The sequence below is a fragment of the Limosilactobacillus reuteri genome, assembly GCF_034259105.1.
GTDB lineage: Bacteria > Bacillota > Bacilli > Lactobacillales > Lactobacillaceae > Limosilactobacillus > Limosilactobacillus reuteri_G.
In genome coordinates, this window is the sequence record NZ_CP139478.1 from 1972523 (window position 1) to 1990503 (window position 17981).

Genomic DNA, 17981 nt, shown 5'->3' on the forward strand with positions numbered 1-17981 from the left:
TTAGTTATTTCAAATATTCTGCCGGATTTGCTACAAAATCGCTAACTTTAATAGTTGTTGCATCCTTAGTAGCAGCATTCTTTAGTTGGAAAGTTCCTTCTTCAACTTCACGAGCACCAAACACTGCAAAGTACTTCGCGTTACGACGGAAAGCTTCTTTGATCTGCTTACCAACTTTTACCCCGCTGTAATCTTTGTCAGCCACAATTCCTTGCTGACGAATTTTACTGAGGACTTCAAATGCCATTTCATCTCCTTGCTGATCTGCACTAGCAAAGAAGACGTCTAATTGGTCTTGAGGAGCAAATACAGGATTTTCTTCTTGGAGTAAGAGCATTAATCGTTCAACACCCATTCCGAAGCCAATTCCACCTTCTTCAGGGCCACCAAGCTGGCTAATCAAACCATTATAACGGCCTCCTGCACAAACAGTCGTGTACCCACCACCAAATACTGGTGAGTCTGACATAATTTCAAAAATAGTATGGTTATAGTAATCTAGTCCCCGCACCATATTGGTATCAATTTCAAAATCAATTCCTAATTTATTTAATAAGGCCTGCACTTCGTCAAAGTAAGCTTGTGACTCTTCATCAAGGTAATCAAGAATTGATGGAGCTTCTGCAACAATCTTCTTATCACCTTCATCTTTACTATCAAGTACACGCAATGGATTCTTATATAAACGTTCTTGAGAGTCTTTACTCAATTCATCATAGTGAGGCTTTAAGTAGTTAATTAATGCTTCACGGTAGTCTTCACGAACTTTCTTATCCCCAAGAGTATTAATAACCAATTTAACATTTGGCACCCCAAACTTCTTAAAGAGAGCCATTGCCATTGAAATAACTTCCACATCAATCTGTGGTGACTCATTGTTTAATGCTTCAACCCCAATTTGGTGAAATTCACGTTGCCGCCCTGATTGTGGTCGTTCATACCGGAACATTGGCCCCATGTAATAAACTTTATAAGGTTTAGGATATTCTGGACCATAGAGCTTATTTTCTACGTAAGCCCGTACTACTCCAGCTGTTCCCTCTGGACGTAATGCAATATGCCGATCACCCTTATCATGGAAATCGTACATTTCTTTTTCAACAATATCTGAAGTATCGCCCACATTCCGTGAAAAAACATGGTAGTCTTCAAACATCGGTGTTCGAATTCCACGGTATCCAAACTGTTTAAAAACTTCGCGCGCATTTTGTTCTACTTTTTCCCAAATGCTTGTAGTTCCTGGTAAGATATCTGCAGTTCCCTTTGGCTTTTGATAATCCATATGTTTCCCCTTTCATTACGTATAAAAACAAAAGCCCTCTAAGACTTTAACAGCCTTAGAGGGCGATATTCATCACTGTTCCACCTCTATTTTACAGTAACCTCACAGTCACTGCCTCATGGAGTTGCGTTAACTCCTGATGATAACGGAATCACCGGAACAGACTACTAAAATTCATCCTTTCAGCTAGTAGAGGTGGATCATGTCTGCTCCCAGCTCTCAGCTCAACTGGGTCTCTGTCAATTACACAGGCACTTTGTTTCTACGTCAATGCTTTTATAATACATTAGTGATTTTACCATAGCTTATAGATTTTGGGTATCATTTATCCAAATTAGTATCTGTCAAGTTTTCATAGGTAGCCTTTAAATATACAGTTTTAGTGGGTTAGTGCCTTAAAAAGTTGTCCCATTGGTCTACTTGTGGCCGTGTTAATCGGAATTATTCCTTGTACTGCTCCAATTGACGGCTTTGTCGGTGCTTTTCTTAGAAACTCTCCAGTTCGAATATGTATTTCCTGTAATAGGCTGGTTTGAGCCACTCGAGGAAGAACTGTTAATTGTTCTAGGATCGTATTTAAACTAGCTTGCAGTTCACCATTCATTCGGGCTTCAATTAAACCAATCATGGCCTTAGCCCCCTGCTCAGTCCACGACTTGCCCTGTTTCTTCATCCGGTAAGTAAAAGCCCGGTGAGAACTTTCGACTGAACCGATTAAATGAATATCCTTAAATCCACGCATTTGTGGCGAGAGGATGTACCGCCAATTTCGCTGTAGATATTTTCTTAAACGCATTAGGTCGTCTGCTTGTTTTTCTGTTAAGTTTTGTGATTCATAAGTATCTAAAATTATCGTTAGCTCTGCTTGATCATGATGGCGAACCGCTTTAATTGCTCGCATAGCTAATTCGTTGTGATGACCTAAAGTATGTTCAATTTTCTGTAAGCAATGATAGCGGTCGAGAAAGTATTCACCATGTGCACCTTGAGGAACTAGACTTAATAGCTTAGCTGGTTCGTAACCTGGGCCAGCGTCACTGGCCAAAAAGATCGTTTGACCGGCAAGCTTATAATGGCGGTCTAAATAATCACTTAGTCGTGCTTCAAGCCGTCCTTGGTGCCCAACACTGAGAAAGTCATGCCGATTAATGATTTGATTAGCTACTCGCTCATAAACCCGATAATGGTGCACAAGAGTCAGCTGACCTGCTTCTTTTTTGCCTTTAATCATAAAGGCATCACCCTCAATAGTTAAATTTTTAGGCATATGGCGAGGAGTAGTTTGGTGTTCTTTTGCTTGAGTTTGTTTAGCTACCTGATTTCCTAACTCATGCACGGCGTGCATTACCGAATCGGCAGTAATTCCGCTGTCAAATACAAGGTTCAAAATGTCGGCAGTATTACGCATTGTAGTTGTTTGGGCAATCTTAGCCATCATCATTAAGTAGTGCGGCGATAAACGACGACGTGGTTTAATTTTTAATTGTTGGTCTAAGTAAAATTCACGTTTCTTTGTCCCAGCCTGATAATACCGTCGTTGAAAAGTCACCGGGCCAAAGATAAAGTTAAGCGTCCGTGGCTGTTTATTGATTACTTGATAGTTCGCTGGAGCTTGGGACTTTAAGCTTCGATCTAAGCTTTCCAAAAAGTTTTGCATGATTACTTGTCCTAACTCCAATACCCCTTTTAAAATAATCTGTTCAGCTTCAAATAAACTGCCTGATTTCACCAAATTCTGCTCGATTTCTGTTAAAATATCCATGAGGAAAGACCTGCCTTTGCTTAGTATTCGACGGCACTATGTCCCGTCAAGTATACAGATCAAATAGATAAAAATTTTAGGCAGCTTGATTGCGGAATTGTTCCGCGGTCAAGCCGTTTTTGCTTGTGTAAGCGCGTTTGGTATTAAAGTATTCAATGGCTCCTTTGACGAGCTGTTCTAGCTCTGCTAGCGTCTTAGGACGATTATGTTTGTTAATCCAGATTAGCTTGAAGTCATTCCACCAACGCTCTATGGGGGAGTTTTCCCAAGGATGACCGGGGTGTGACATACTATGAATACAATTTTTAGAGGCTAAGTAGTCGTTGAACATACTTGAGCAGTAAGCTGATCCGCGGTCAGTATGGATCATTGGTTGCGCATCAGGTTCAACCGTAAAAGCACGATTAAAGGTTTCAATTACTGCTGATGAAGTTTCTGTGTCTGAAATATTGTAGCTTAAAGCGTAACGACCATATAAATCTAAAATAACGTGTACTCGTACTTTATGAAGTGTGTGTTCGCCGTAGGCAACTTCCGTTGTGTCGGTAACCCACACTTCATTTTTAGTTTCACGGTCGAATTGTCCCTGCAATAAGTTGTCATTGATGTATTCTTCATGGCGTTGAATTCGATTGCGCTTCTTCTTCCTAATATTTGCTCTAATTCCATGCTTACGCATGCAATTAGTTATTCGTTTTAATCCAGCGGTAAAGCTTAAACGGTTTTCAAAGCTTAACTGTGTAGTCATCGCTAAATATCCCAGCGTCCAATTATGTTCTTCTTCTAACTCTACAATCGCTTCAAGTAACTCTGCTTGCTCATTATGATATCGACTTGGCTTTCGATTGAGCCATTTGTAATAACCATCTCGCGAAGAATCAGCTATTTTACACAACTGGCTAATTGACCATCCATTTTCTTGATTTAGTTCTTTGATGGCTTGGTACCGGAGTCCTTTTCCACCTCCCGATTGCGTATTTCTGTTAATTTTTTTGCGAACGCAATCTCCATCTCTTGCTTTTCTAGCTGAGCCCTTAATAAGTGATTTTCTGCCTTGAGTCGGTCAACTTCCGTCCACTTCTCTTCTGGCTTAGCTTTGCCTCGGCGATCACGAAGTGATTCTGGGTCATTACCGCTTTTGCGATACTTTTGATACCAGCCATAAACTTGTTGGTAACTAATATGGTACTTTTCAACTGCCCAATTGTAGTTCACATCATGCTTAATCAACTCTTCAATGATAGTAAGTCGTTCTTCAAAGTCAGTCTTTCGTCCACTCATTTTTGAATCTCGCTTTCTTGGCGTATAGGCCTTTAAGTTAGATTCATTATACCGGATAATCCATTGTTCTAGTTGCCTTTGAGATCGTAAACCGTGTTTTATCGCAAATAAATCTAATGCCTCATCTGTTTGTTGATATTGTTCAACCAATGAGTTTTTAAATTCTTTAGAGTAGCTTTGATTATGATGACTTGTTTGAAGTCCTGGCATTCCCTGATACTTGTATAGAAGACTCCACCGCCTGATAGTTTTTTGGCTAATCTTGTACTTAGTTATTACCTTATGGATTCCATTTCGTAAAACTTCATTGAGGATTAAGAGTTTTTCCTCTGCTGAGTATTTAGATTTTCTTCCCATAGAAAAAGCCCTCCGAGTATAAGATGAATTTTCTATTTCATCTGTATACTCAGAGGGCATTATAGCCGACACACTAAAGGCTACTGGTCTTTTCTTTTTTTGTAAATAAGTAAATTGGTCTACAAAAAAGATTTCCACGACCAGATGAATTATTCATCCAACCTATGAAAATCTTACACTAACTCCAAATTAAGCCGTCGCTGAACTCGGTGTAAATGCCATAAATAAAGACAGATAATAATCAAAGTACCGGTCATTAGACAAAAGACTGAAATAAACAAAAATTGATAACTTCCTTTTTCAATGACAAATCCACCGTACAATGGACCAATCGCCCGTCCAACCGACATCATAATATTAAGCAGTCCTTAATAATGCCCAGCTTCATCAACATTAGTCAGTTGCGCAATCCAAGCAGGCAAGCCAGCAAAACTGGTCATTTCACCAATTGTTAAGATTACAAAATCAATAACAAAAGCTGTCAGAGTCCGAGCAAAAATTAATAAGAGGAAGGATAAAGCAAAAATAAAGATTCCCACAATAATTTGTGTCGATAACCGAACGTAGGGACTTAACTTATTAACAAGTGGTTGGCCGATAATAATTAACACCCCGTTTAATGTCCATAACATACTATAGGCATAGAATGGAATCCCCATATTTGTCATATGGACTGCCATTACACTTTCCCATAAAGAATAACTTAAATGAACCGTAATATAGTTTATGAGTATAAATCAAACCAAGATGATCCATCGCGAATGTAATTGGCGGGAATCATGATAATGTTCTTGTATTTCTGAACTATCTTTAATTGCATCTACAGCCACATTAAATGTTAAAACTACTACTAGCATTAACAAGGCATAAAAGATTGTTGCTACAGCAAAAACTACCACTACACTAATAGGCAGAAGAACGCCAACCAGCAACGTTCCAATCACAACCCCAATATTAAAGGCCATATAAATATAATTAAAAACATAGCGGGAAGAATGATCACTAACCAACGTCCCATAAGAATTAACAATCGTGGCATTGATTCCATCACCAAAGCTGTTAATCGTAATTAGGACAGCATACCATGGCCAATCATGAATAAAGATCAATAAGAATATCGCTAGCGTTGATAGACTAACTCCTAAAATGGCTGTTTGATATTGCTTCCAATGGTCAAACAACCATCCTCCTAAATAATTTCCCATCATCATGGCAATTGACATTATCAACATTACAAAACCAGCAGTCGTCAAAGTTTGCCCAAGGTAATTATGAAGATACATAGTTGTAAGCGGCCATAAAAAAGCTGCCCCAGTGTTGTTTAACAAACTTGCAAGGGCAACCCATTTTAATTTTACTGTTTGCTGTTCCATTTTAACGTTCAAATACCATATCAGAGGAAGGTACACGTAAGAGCGTATAGGTTACTGCACTATGATTTGCTTTTAACCCTAAACCATTAATAACCGTATTTTTATACTTTACATCCATTACCGCTGCAAAAGCATGACCTGTCTTGGCATCCTCTTTTTCCAATTGCTTTTTATCCCATGGCAAAGCGCTCGCATCTAAGGTAACTAGCCGCGATCCATCAGCAACCGATCCATATCGTGAATTTGTTGTATATTTATCATTCCCAGCCCAGTACGTATATGACACAATTGGGTGCTTGCCGCTTTTACTACGGGTCGCTAAAACATAATAGAAATCATCTGACTTATTTCCCATTTGAAGTGGGCGATAAGTGATTGAAGTCTGTGTTTGGTGGTGATTATTAATATCAACTGGGCGGAAAAATGTGAGATATGACATCCCCCCGAGCCAACCTAACGAGACAACTAATAAGATCACATAACAGATCACTAAATTTAATTTAAATACTTTTTTTGTCTTCGCAATCAGCATTAATTGTTTAACACGGATATAGTGGATTACATAACAAAAAAAGGTAATTGCACATATCCACGATAGCCATCCTAGCCAATTCCAACTCATAATTTTCAATACTCCATTCTCTAAATTATTTACTATGATTATCACACAAATTGATTCACTTGTCGTTAAATCTTAATAACAAACAAATAAATTTAATAAAATAACTACAAGGATAAGTTCAAACTGTGCTAAACTAATTTTTGGTAACAAACTGTGTCTTGATTTAGAATAAGAGATAAGGTTAGTATTATTTAATAATATACCTACTAAGGAGGAATGTTTTCATGGACAATTTGAGTGAGCTTGCTCAAGAATTGATTAATTTTGAGTGCGAAAATGACTTAAATGATAATGAAGTTGCTTTCGGCAGTCATTTATCTGTTGAACGAATTCACGAAATTAAATCATCCAATACCCCAGTAACTTCAGAGGAAGTCGAATTGCTTCAACGGTTCATGCAAAGTAAGTAACATAACCATTCATGCCATTGTGGCAAAATCAAAATTTAATACCTTCTAAAGCAGAACTAATAATATTTCTCTGCTCTAATCTAAAAAGGGACCTAAAAGAAAACATCACTTTCTTCTAGGTCCTTTTTCTGTTTATTGTGGTTGATAGAATTCAACTGGAATAAGTTTAGTTTCTATTTCTTCATGAGGTGTTTCTATTCGTTTCATTAAAGTTTCAATTAATTCTTGTGCCAATAATGGAATTGGTTGAATTACTGTTGGAAGGTAGGGCGCTACTTTCCGAATTAATCGTGAACCATCATAACCTGTAATGAAAAAGTCTTTATTTATTTGCTTTCCTGCCTGGTAGTAAAGATTGCTAATCGTTAACGCTTGAACGTCATTAGAAGCCAGCACTCCATCATAATTACCAGGGAACGTAGCCTCAAGATCCAAATGTTGGAGAGCTAAAGGTTCAAAATCTCGTTTCTGTTTATTCAAAAAATCAAGTGCCCCTTGAATCCGATTGATGGTAGGTGAAACAGATGTATCTTCATCCACAATTACTGCCAAGTGTTTTACATCATGTTCTACCAAATACTTCGCTGCTAATTCACCCCCGTGGTAACTATCAGCTGCAACAATCGGAATATTGTCAGCAAGGTATCTGTCAAAAGAAACAATAGGAGCAGTAAGTTGATGATATTCCTCTATCCCCAGATTATGAGAACCCGAAATAATCCCATCCACTTGATTTGCCATCAACATATTTAAATATTCATGCTCTATTTCCGGATTTTGTGCCGATGATGCAATAATTGTTTTATAACCCTTCTTAAATAATTCATGTTCAAGCTCATTTGCTAATTCTGCAAAAAATGGATTAATTAAATTAGGAAAAATCAAGCCAACAAACTTAGATGGTTTCCCCTGCATCGCCCGTGCCAAGGCATTTGGTTGGTAATTCAACTCTCGCATCGCCGCATGGACCTTATCAATCGTCTTTTGACTTAAAGAACCATAACTATTGATTACTCTTGAAACAGTAGTTACTGAGACCCCCGCTAATTGAGCAACATCTTTTAACTTAGCAACCATTCTAAAACTCCTTGATTAATTTCGTTTAAGTTATTCCATTATTATAGCTCACCATATTTGAACAATCGACGGTTACTTTTAAATATAATTTTAATCGCTATTTTTACAAAAATAAGTTTTATTACATATGTTTATTTTATCATCTATCTAAAAATATTTTTCATTTGATAAAGCATATTTTGTGAAGATGATAATTATTGATTTTATGATATTTTCTCCCCAGTTTTAAAGGATTTCACTTGCTTTTTTACCTTCCCGAAATGTCAATTTAAGTTAGAAAGAAAATAGTTGCTCATCAGTGACGTAAGACATGAATACTTCATATGGAGTTCGATAGCCTAGTGATTTACGGGGCAGGTTATTTCGCTTACTCATCAGTTGGGTTACCAATTCATCAGGAAGATTGTGGAAATCTAGCTGTTTCGTTAAGCCATCCCGGCGTAAAAGACCGTTGTTGTTTTCGTTCAGCCCTCGTTGATTGGGAGCACCAACCTCGGCAAAGTAAGTGTGAAGGTCAAATTGATTGGCAATCTCGCGCCAGCCGGCGAATTCTTTTCCGTTGTCAAAGGTAATCGATTTGAAGAAGTGCCGCGGGAATTTCCGAAGCCACTGACTTAAGTGTTGGTTAATCGCATCAGCCGTCTTTTCGTGCACATTGAGTACAATTTCGACCTTCGATTGGCGTTCGGTCAGGGTCATTACCGCCCCTTGGTGCTTTTTGCCTTGGACGGTATCAGCTTCAAGGTGCCCAAATTCAGTGGCATAGTGCGGAAAGTCCTTGGCACGCTCGTGAATACTTCGCCCCAATTGGCCAGCCTTCCCACGGCGCTCGACATAGCCATTCGGGTGCCGCTTACCTCGCATCGGCAAGGAACGGACATCGAAGCCGAACTGGCCACGTTCAAACATCCGGTAAAGAGTTCGCCGGTTACAACTAATTGGGCGCTCAGCGCGCCCAATAATGGTATCAGGCGTCCACCCCTGGGCAATTTTGTCGTTGATATAAGTGAGTTCAGCCAGTGACAACTGAGTACGTTTTCGGCCACAACGTTGCTTATTGCGCATATAGTGATCTTGATAATCAGCAATTGAGGCACCGGTTTCCAGGTAACGATAAACGCGATAAACGGTTTCGGCGCAACGTTTGATCATTTGGGCCACTCGGTACGCTTTAAGCTTTTGCACGAAAGAATAGGCGATGATTGTCAGCTCGTTTGTGGTAAGATGGGTGTAAGTCATTTGTGGTTTCCTTTCTTTTGTTTAGGGGTATTTAAAAGTCTACCACAAATGGCTTTTCTATTTTTCTAACTTAATTTTACAAACGGCGCTTCAAATTAAATTGACGCTAAAGAGAATTAATGCTAGTTTATAGGTAGTTGAATCTTTAGAACTTCTTAAACTTTTTGACCTTTTTCATATTATTTTAATTTATGAAATGATTAATAAGCCACTTTTAGGATTAAGGTTTAGGAATTTCAAATATAACTTAAGGAGTCACTGCCAATGAATCGTCAATCTAATAATGATCCATCAACCCATTTTAAGATGTACAAAAGCGGAAAAAAATGGGTCTTCGCTGGATTAACTGCTGTTACCTTATTAACTGCTAGCGGCGCTGTTGCTCACGCTGATGATGCTTCAGTTTCTTCTGCAGAACCTGCCGCCACTACTGCCAATACACAAAATAATACAAATAGCGCCTCAACAGAAAATAGCGCTGCTTCTAATGCTAGTCAAGCTGTCGGTAGCCAAGCCGCTGCTACTTCAGCCTCAGCACAATCTACTGAAGCTAAACAAGCTGCTCCTGCTGCTCCAAAGGCTGCTAGTGTCGCTGCTGCACCGCAAGAGAACTCCACAACGGATTTAAGCACTCTCCATTTCAGTAATAACGCTTCACAACAAGCATTCATCCAAAGTGTTGCTCCTGGTGCAATCCAAGGATGGAATGAATACAAGGTTCTCCCTTCAATTACAGTTGCCCAGGCTATCGTTGAAAGCGGTTGGGGCCGTTCAGCCTTATCAACCCAAGCCCATAACCTATTTGGAATTAAGGGTTCCTATAATGGAAATTCAGTTGTAATGCGTACGCGAGAAGTTTATGGTGGCCGGAGCGTTTACGTTAACGCCAATTTCCGGGCCTATGCTAATAACTCCGAATCAGTTACTGATCATGGTCGCTTTCTCAACGTAAATAGTCGTTACCGTAACTTACTTGGCGACACTAACTATGCATCTGTTGCAAATAAGCTTCGGCAAGACGGCTATGCTACCGATCCAAACTATGCTAGTACCTTAATTCGTTTTGTTCAAACTTATAACTTAAACCAGTTAGATGCCGTTGCCCTTTCTGGTAAAGTTGTTACAAATAAGCAAACCGAAAGTGCTCAAACTCCAGAAACCAATGTAACTGTTTCTAACACCGGTTACTATACTGTTAAGGGTGGAGACACGTTATCACGCATTGCCGGACAGTTTAATACAACTGTAAATAAACTCGCCACCTTAAATGATATCCACAATGTTAACCGTATTTATATTGGTCAACGACTCTTGGTTCGCCAACCTGCTGCTGAACAACCACAGCAACAAACAACCCCTAAGCAAACTGAAACTAATACGACCACTAATAGTAATACATACACTGTTAAAAGTGGCGATACCCTTTCACAAATTGCTGGTAAATTTAACACTACTTATACTCAATTAGCCCAGCTCAATCATATTAGTAACCCTAATGTGATTCATGTGGGGCAAGTATTAACGCTTCATCAAACTACAGCTCAAAATACTACTACTAACCATCAAGAAAGTCAGCAAATTAAACAAGTTACTACTAGTGCTAATGGCACATACACCGTTAAGAGTGGTGATACCCTTTCACAAATTGCCACTCGTTTTAACACTACAACATCTGCATTAGCTTCAACTAACCACATTAGTAACCCTAATTTAATCGAGGTTGGCCAACAATTACAGATTAACAATAGTGCTAGTACACAAAAAAACACTTCACACTATTCAACTACTAATCATGGAAATTACGTAGTTCAAAGTGGTGACTCACTATCAAAGATTGCCGCCTACCACGGATTAAACTGGCGGTCAATCGCAGCTAAGAATAACATTCAAAGTCCATATACAATCTTTGTAGGACAACGTTTATCACTATAGTTGCTCAATTCAAAATAATTAAACAATATATGGCAAGAAGTATAATAAATTCTATACCTCTTGCTTTTTTTGTTTTAAAAAAATTCTTTTCTGTTCTAGAATAAAGGTAGGCAGTTTATTATTAATATTCACTAAATTACTATTAGGGAGTTTATAGAAAGTAAGTGACATTTATTGTGGTAAACCGTTGGACAACAGATATTCCAAATGTTAATAAAATCAGTCAATTATTTAAGCTACTAGGAAATCCTAAAAGATTACAATTATTATATTTGCTGATTCAACATTCGATGAGCGTTTCAGAAATTAGTATGAAGTTGGACTGGGAACAATCGGGGGTTTCTCACCAGCTGCAACTATTGAGAAAATATAATTTAGTTCAACAACGGCGAGAAGGGAAAACCGTTATATATCATTTAGAGGATCCGCAGGTAATGACCTTGATCGCTGATGTATTAAGTCATGCAGAAAAAATCATCTAATAATTTAGTGAATATTCTTTGGGATCCCCCATTGAAATAAAAGAAAGGCGTTTAGAACTCATCCTAAGTTAAACTTAGACGATGACTTCTAAACGTCTTTTCGTTAGTTAATAAACTTAATTTCTAATCGTTCATTTTCCAAAACTCCTTTTACAATCAATGACTTACCATCATAGAACTGATGCTTATCTAACCAAAACCCAAGATGTGCGTGACTATAAAACTTAAAACTATACCGCATTGCATTATTCAGTTTACTAACCCGCAACACACCTTGTGCGCCATCGGAACAAGTAATATTTTGTGATTGATTATTATTATGAACATAAATTGTTGTCATTCTTCTCACCTCCGTTTTTATTATATCTCAATTTTGGGCTACCTAAAATCTTTTTGAGCAAAACAGAAAAGCAACAACTTCAGCTATAGGAAAGTTGTTGCTTTTTAACTAATCTGCAGCTAATGCATCGATTGGATTAAGGGTTGCCGCCCGACGTGCAGGAAGCACTGCGGCCATAAACGAAATTACAATTGCAATTACGATTGCAAAGATTACATTTCCAACAGTAATTTGCACAATATTATATTTAATCAAGCCATACAGAGCGTGGTTAATAATAACCGTTACAACTGCAACAATTAGCAGTGCGAGAATTGCGGAAAACAATCCAATAAAGACGGATTCAGACGTAAATAATCGGCGAATATCTTTTTTTCGTTCACCTAGGGCTCGCAAAATACCGATTTCCTTTGTCCGTTCCGAAACTGACATGTACATTGTCACAATAATCATTAATGCCGACACAAGTAATGAAATTCCAGCAATTGAAGCAAGAACCGTGGAAGCAAGACTAACATAAGTATTAACGGTTTTAAGGATCGACCCGACTGTAATCGCTCCTAATATCCGTTTGTTATTACTACCACGAAGATTATCGATCTTATTCGCCACTCCTTGAACACTGTCAAGATTTGTTACATTAACGGTTGCAAAATTAGCAGCCGTAGAGGCATTCGCTTTTTAAAGCAGCGCACGCATAGTGGAGTAAGTAATTGAAGTCCCAGCACTCGTGCCTTCTGTAATCCCTGCCACCTTGAAGTTTCCAGAAACGGGAACTGGATTATTATTGGCATCTATCCATGTAAAGGAGAGACGGATAGTTTTACCAACCATTTGCTTATAATTTTTGGCACTTAATAATTGGATTGCTTGTTGCTTTGTAAGAACGATTTCACCATTCTTGGGTTTATGCCCCTGCTTGATTGAATTGCTAGTAATTGCCTTACTCCAGGTACTTAGTGAAGTCCCACTTTGCTTTTTTCCATTATAATCAAGCTGAAAGGCGCTCACTATAATTCCCGGCTGGACAGACGACACATTATCAAGCTTTCGTAACCGGTCAATATTATGGTCACTAATCGTCATTGATTGAGGGTTAGCCGCCATCGTTTGGCCTAACGATGATTGAATTTGTTCCTGGGTCATCTTTTTACCAGTTGTATTTTTAAATACGGTAATTGCCTGTGGATTATCAAGAGAGTTAATCTGATTTTGAATATAACCATTTATCCCATTACCTAAACCACTAAACAAGAGTACGGCAAAGATACCGATTGCAGTTCCAAGCATAATTAACGAATTACGCCAAAAGTTATAGGTCAAATGTTTAAAAGCCGTTCGGTAGCTCGCCATCGCCGGTAGAACTCGTGGAGTAATCTCTGTTGGGTCTTCTGGAATCGGATAAGCAGGGCGCAATCTTTCATCGCCGTCAATTTTTCCATCGGCCAAATGAACAATTCGTGTCCCATTATCCGCTACTTCCTGGGAGTGAGTAACGGCGATCACTAGTTTCCCATCGCGAGCAATTTCGTCTAATAATGCTAATACTTCTTTTGTATTCTGTGCATCTAAGGCTCCTGTAGGTTCATCAGCAATAATAATTTTGGATCACTGGCCAATGCCCGGGCAATCGCTACCCGTTGCTTTTGCCCACCTGATAAATGATTCGGATGCTTTTTTACTTGTTCACTTAAACCAACCTTATCTAAGAGTTCCAACGCGCGCTTCCAACGTTCTTCCTTAGTCAAAGTTGTCATATCCAACGCAACCAAAACATTATCCAGCACCGTCAAGTGAGAAATTAAGTTATAGGACTGATAGATATAACCTACAGTCGCGCGCCGATAGCTATCTAGTTGCTTTTCTTTTTTATGGTCGAGGATTTTACCATTTACGAGGACTTCACCTTCAAAGTTACGATCAAGGCCCCCAATGATATTCATTAATGTGGACTTTCCACCACCTGATTCACCAAGGATGGATACAAATTCTCCCCGATCAAACTGCAAGTTAATTCCCTTAAGAACTGGAAATTCCTCTTTGTCAAGACAATATGATTTATATATGTTTTTTAATTCTAAAAAAGCCGTTGCATCCTCCCCTTTACTATTTATTTAGTCCGTTTATTATAGCAAGATTCGTTATGAAAAAGGCTTTTTGCTCATAATTCTTTAACATTATTTATCTTATTGGTCTGAAGAATTTTTACTTAATTTAAGTTTCCCATCAGCTAACTCGTAAACATTATCTGCATATTCACGTAAACGTAAATCATGGGTTACAGCAATCACTGCTTTCCCTTCTTTTTTAGCCAGATCTTGAAATAATTGCCCCACTGTCTTTACTAAATTACTATCTAAGGCCGCTGTTGGTTCGTCTGCAAGAATTATCTCAGGATTAGTATAAAGAGCACGTGCAATTGCTACCCGCTGGTTTTGACCTCCTGACAATTCAGAAGGATATTGCTTGAGCAGCTTCTTTATTGCAAGCTTTTCCAATAATTCATCAAAAACTTCTGATGAGACGTTCCCATTCTTCTTTATGCGATCAACAAGCTTAAATTGATCCGCCACATTTAGATAGGGTAATAGGTTATACGACTGAAGAATAAAACCAATCTTCTGTAAGCGTAGTTCATCACGTTTTTTAGAAGACAATTTCTCAATATCAATTCCATCAATTAATACTTTTCCTGAAGTAGGTGTTTGCAAACCGCCCGCAATCGTTAGAAAGGTACTCTTTCCTGATCCAGAAGGTCCTAAAATTAAATTTAGTTCTCCTGCTTTAGCAGAAAAACTAACATCCTTAAGAACATGGACACGGCTAATTCCTTCGCCATAATATTTGTTAACATCTATTAACTTCAATTTTGACATAACATTTGCCTCCTTACCCTAATTTAAGGCCTGTACTGGATCAATCTTAATAATCATTCGGACTGGTAATAATGAACCAATCATTCCAAGAACTACTAATCCCGCTGCCATTAAACTAATTAGTGGCCAATTCATAATAACTGGTACCGACATTGGAATCGCTACACTTGTAATAAGGGTTAAAAGAATCCCGCCAATTACTCCACAAACCATTAGGAAGATTGATTGGGTAACTGTCGCAATAATTAGATGACGAGCAGGAATTCCTTGAGCGCGCATAACTGCATAATAACCTATTTTTTGCATGGTAAGAATATATAAGAAGACCGCAATTACAATTAACGAAATTACCATTAAGAAGCCAATCATAAAAGTAAATGTATTATTTTGCGCTGAATATCCCGGTAGCTTATTAATATATTCGTTAACAGTGTAGTGTTGGAGATCAGGATAGGTATTTTTACTAAACTTATTGTCAGAAAAGAGTCCGCTAGCAACGGCTGAACTATTTAATCCTCTCAGTTCCCGCCAAACTGGCAAACTACCATATATAACGGGGGTAACGCTAAATTTAGCATCATTAACAAAGCCAACAATCTTATATTTCTCATTTTGAGAATTGATTGTTACTCGATCCCCTAAATGGTACCCCTTTTTGCTTAAACTCTTGTCAACAACAATTTCGTTATTTCCCTTAGCTTGACGGCCACTTGTAATCTTAATCTTTTCCCGGGAAATAAATTGGTCAGGATCTAAACCAATAAATTGAACACTTTCTTTACTTGCTCCTTTTTCTTTAAGAACTACTGGTGCCTGACCAACAAGTGCAACATTCTTTTGATCTTTACCAGATAGTTGGTCACGAGTAATAATTGATTGTCCAAGATTATCATTACTATTTTTATTTAGAAAAACAGTTTCCGTATCCCACTCTTTAATGACGGCATCATTTTCATTTTGGAGTCCCAACATCATCCCCATTAGGAAAAACATTAGGTAGCTAATCAAAACAATCATGGCAACAATTAATCCATAATGTAGCTTTTCATGTTTCATTTCTTTTAGTGCTAAAAACATATTATAACCTCCTACTGCAACAATGCAGTCAGTGCCTTGGATAGCCGTTCAATTGCTTCATTTTGTTTATCAGGTTGAAGAAGGCAATCCTTAAGCGTTTCATGACTCAAAACCATTACACTCCATTCTTGAGCACTATGAATCTTAATTTGCGGCTGCGTATTATCACGTAACAATCCTTCATTTGTTTGAAAGTGCAAACGCATAAAATCACGGTACTTACTTCCATTGATCTCATCAACAAAAGCTTTAATCTGATTAACATAATCACTCGCAGCTAAAATATGGTTCGCACGGGTAATTGGTGTATGAATTTCTAAAATCGCCACATGATAAAGATACTGATATGCCTCCGTTAAATCTGTAAAATATTTATAAAATGCTCCTCTGGCGATTCCTGCTTGTTTTACAATCCGTGCAACTTGCGCACTTGCTAAACTATGTTGACTAAATTCTGTTAGTAATGCATTAGTAATAAGTTCTTTTTTCTGTAGATTTAAATTTTCAAATGTTGTACTTGGCATCTTAATTCCTCCACCATCTTGTGACACGGTGTCACCATAAATACATTTTATACATTATCACCAAAGTGACACAGTGTCAATCAATAAGTAAAAGAATTAGGTTGTTACTATTCATACAAGTTTTTTTCGATTATAAGGCATAAAAAAAGCGAGGCGAAAAATTATTTCGTCTCGTTTTCAATATATTTAAATCTTTATCTTAATCTAGAATTAAGCTTCTTCGCCGCCAACCTTAACAACAGCTTTTGAAACTTTACCTAATTTACCACTAACAAAATCTTCAACACCATCAAGGTCTAATTCGTGTGAGAAGAGTGGTAATGGGTCAACAACACCAGAAGAAAGAAGTGCAATTGAGTCTTCAAAAGTGTAAGGGTTAATGAAGGCCCCTTGAATTGTAAGTTGCTTTTGGAATACATCGTAAGTGTTTACTGAGAACTTGTCATCAGGGTTACCAACACCAAACATTAATACTTGAGCACCACGAGCTGCAGCTGCAAGTGCTTGTTCTTGAGTAGCTGGCAAACCAACCGCTTCAACAACGATGTCATATGCATCAGCAGGAATTTCTTCCTTAGTCGTATTGATAGTCTTAACGCCAAAGTGCTTCCGGTTGTTTTCCAACTTTTCATCTGAACGACCAGCTAAAGTAACTTCGTGAATACCACGAGCCTTCAAGATTTGTGCAAATAATTGACCTTCAAAACCGTCACCTAATACTAAAGCCTTTTGGTATGGGTGAGTTTCAAGTAAGTCAACACCGTGCATTGCACATGAAATTGGTTCAACAACGGCAGCTGCCTTTAATGAAACATCATCAGGAATTGGGTAAACAACTTTTGCAGGAGCAGTAAAGTATTCTTCAAAGCCACCGTTACGGGTAACACCAACAGCATCAAGATGTTCACATAATTCTGGGCGTTGAGTCCGGCAGTACTTACATTGACCACAGTAGATGTTAGGGTCAACAGTTACACGATCACCTGGCTTAACGTTAGTAACTTCTGAACCAACCTTTGTAACTACCCCTGAGTTTTCATGACCTAAAACGATAGGAGGAACAGCTGATGCAGATCCTGGAAGACCGGCATATAGCGCTTTATCAGTACCACAAATACCAGCGTAGGCAGTATGAATTAAGACTTCATCAGGCTTAATTTCAGGTTCTTTAATATCTTCAATTTCGAGTTGTTTTTTACCTGTTAAAACAAGTGCCTTCATAATTAAAATACCTCTCTTGTGAATTTAATCATTTGTTAAGTGATAGTATAGTGTGAAAACGCCTTAATTGTCAAACGTCCAACAATTATCTCACATTCTTTTCGCCATCATAAAACGTTAAACTCA

At 38.2% G+C, this 17981-nt stretch carries 15 protein-coding genes and 2 pseudogenes; 3 read left to right on the forward strand and 14 right to left on the reverse strand.

Annotation, left to right across the window (positions count from 1 at the left end; all coding sequences use genetic code 11):
* Nucleotides 1–4: 4 nt before the first annotated feature.
* The 6 genes and pseudogenes from hisS to SH603_RS10830 form a co-directional block, all read right to left on the reverse strand.
* Nucleotides 5–1282 carry a histidine--tRNA ligase gene (gene hisS, locus SH603_RS10805; RefSeq protein WP_169471459.1) on the reverse strand — a complete coding sequence of 426 codons (1278 nt, stop codon included), beginning with the start codon at nucleotides 1280–1282 and terminating at the stop codon, nucleotides 5–7.
* 379 nt (nucleotides 1283–1661) lie between these two features.
* Complete coding sequence (locus SH603_RS10810; protein WP_321533619.1) at nucleotides 1662–3044, reverse strand: ISLre2-like element ISLre2 family transposase; 1383 nt, start codon at nucleotides 3042–3044, stop codon at nucleotides 1662–1664.
* A 76-nt stretch (nucleotides 3045–3120) separates the two neighbouring features.
* Nucleotides 3121–4083 carry an IS3 family transposase gene (locus SH603_RS10815; RefSeq protein WP_318635842.1) on the reverse strand — a complete coding sequence of 321 codons (963 nt, stop codon included), beginning with the start codon at nucleotides 4081–4083 and terminating at the stop codon, nucleotides 3121–3123.
* Entirely contained in the window at nucleotides 3969–4682 is a 714-nt protein-coding gene (locus tag SH603_RS10820; protein ID WP_169472742.1) for a helix-turn-helix domain-containing protein, read from the reverse strand. Before SH603_RS10820 ends, SH603_RS10815 begins: the two co-directional genes overlap by 115 nt.
* Nucleotides 4683–4855: 173 nt before the next feature.
* Nucleotides 4856–6055 (reverse strand): annotated as a pseudogene (locus SH603_RS10825) (MDR family MFS transporter).
* Nucleotide 6056: 1 nt separating this feature from the next.
* Nucleotides 6057–6677, reverse strand: a complete 621-nt coding sequence (locus SH603_RS10830) for an LVIS_2131 family protein (RefSeq protein ID WP_169473243.1) — start codon at nucleotides 6675–6677, stop codon at nucleotides 6057–6059.
* A 224-nt stretch (nucleotides 6678–6901) separates the two neighbouring features.
* Here SH603_RS10830 and SH603_RS10835 point away from each other — a divergent pair, with 224 nt between their 5' ends.
* Nucleotides 6902–7087 (forward strand): LBP_cg2779 family protein, encoded by a 186-nt coding sequence (locus SH603_RS10835; RefSeq protein WP_169473245.1) that lies wholly within the window; start codon nucleotides 6902–6904, stop codon nucleotides 7085–7087.
* A 132-nt stretch (nucleotides 7088–7219) separates the two neighbouring features.
* Here the strand turns inward: SH603_RS10835 and SH603_RS10840 are convergent, their stop codons facing one another.
* Nucleotides 7220–8164, reverse strand: coding sequence for a LacI family DNA-binding transcriptional regulator (locus tag SH603_RS10840; RefSeq protein ID WP_169473247.1), 945 nt, complete (start codon nucleotides 8162–8164; stop codon nucleotides 7220–7222).
* A 273-nt stretch (nucleotides 8165–8437) separates the two neighbouring features.
* The gene (locus SH603_RS10845; protein WP_321533953.1) at nucleotides 8438–9403 is read right to left on the reverse strand and encodes an IS30 family transposase; all 966 of its coding nucleotides are present in this window, start codon (nucleotides 9401–9403) and stop codon (nucleotides 8438–8440) included.
* 264 nt (nucleotides 9404–9667) lie between these two features.
* Here SH603_RS10845 and SH603_RS10850 point away from each other — a divergent pair, with 264 nt between their 5' ends.
* Together SH603_RS10850 and SH603_RS10855 are read left to right on the forward strand one after the other, a co-directional pair.
* The gene (locus SH603_RS10850; protein WP_169473249.1) at nucleotides 9668–11335 is read left to right on the forward strand and encodes a LysM peptidoglycan-binding domain-containing protein; all 1668 of its coding nucleotides are present in this window, start codon (nucleotides 9668–9670) and stop codon (nucleotides 11333–11335) included.
* 164 nt (nucleotides 11336–11499) lie between these two features.
* Nucleotides 11500–11817, forward strand: coding sequence for an ArsR/SmtB family transcription factor (locus tag SH603_RS10855; RefSeq protein ID WP_169473120.1), 318 nt, complete (start codon nucleotides 11500–11502; stop codon nucleotides 11815–11817).
* Nucleotides 11818–11920: 103 nt separating this feature from the next.
* Here SH603_RS10855 and SH603_RS10860 read toward each other — a convergent pair whose 3' ends face one another.
* The 6 genes and pseudogenes from SH603_RS10860 to SH603_RS10885 form a co-directional block, all read right to left on the reverse strand.
* Entirely contained in the window at nucleotides 11921–12157 is a 237-nt protein-coding gene (locus tag SH603_RS10860) for a hypothetical protein (RefSeq protein ID WP_113897125.1), read from the reverse strand.
* Nucleotides 12158–12265: 108 nt separating this feature from the next.
* Nucleotides 12266–14271, reverse strand: a pseudogene (locus tag SH603_RS10865) (ATP-binding cassette domain-containing protein).
* 72 nt (nucleotides 14272–14343) lie between these two features.
* Nucleotides 14344–15033, reverse strand: a complete 690-nt coding sequence (locus tag SH603_RS10870; RefSeq protein ID WP_321533954.1) for an ABC transporter ATP-binding protein — start codon at nucleotides 15031–15033, stop codon at nucleotides 14344–14346.
* 18 nt (nucleotides 15034–15051) lie between these two features.
* Nucleotides 15052–16110 carry an ABC transporter permease gene (locus SH603_RS10875; protein WP_169473119.1) on the reverse strand — a complete coding sequence of 353 codons (1059 nt, stop codon included), beginning with the start codon at nucleotides 16108–16110 and terminating at the stop codon, nucleotides 15052–15054.
* An 11-nt stretch (nucleotides 16111–16121) separates the two neighbouring features.
* Complete coding sequence (locus tag SH603_RS10880; RefSeq protein WP_169471664.1) at nucleotides 16122–16634, reverse strand: TetR/AcrR family transcriptional regulator; 513 nt, start codon at nucleotides 16632–16634, stop codon at nucleotides 16122–16124.
* Nucleotides 16635–16844: 210 nt separating this feature from the next.
* Entirely contained in the window at nucleotides 16845–17855 is a 1011-nt protein-coding gene (locus SH603_RS10885) for a zinc-dependent alcohol dehydrogenase family protein (RefSeq protein WP_003665087.1), read from the reverse strand.
* Nucleotides 17856–17981: the final 126 nt, after the last annotated feature.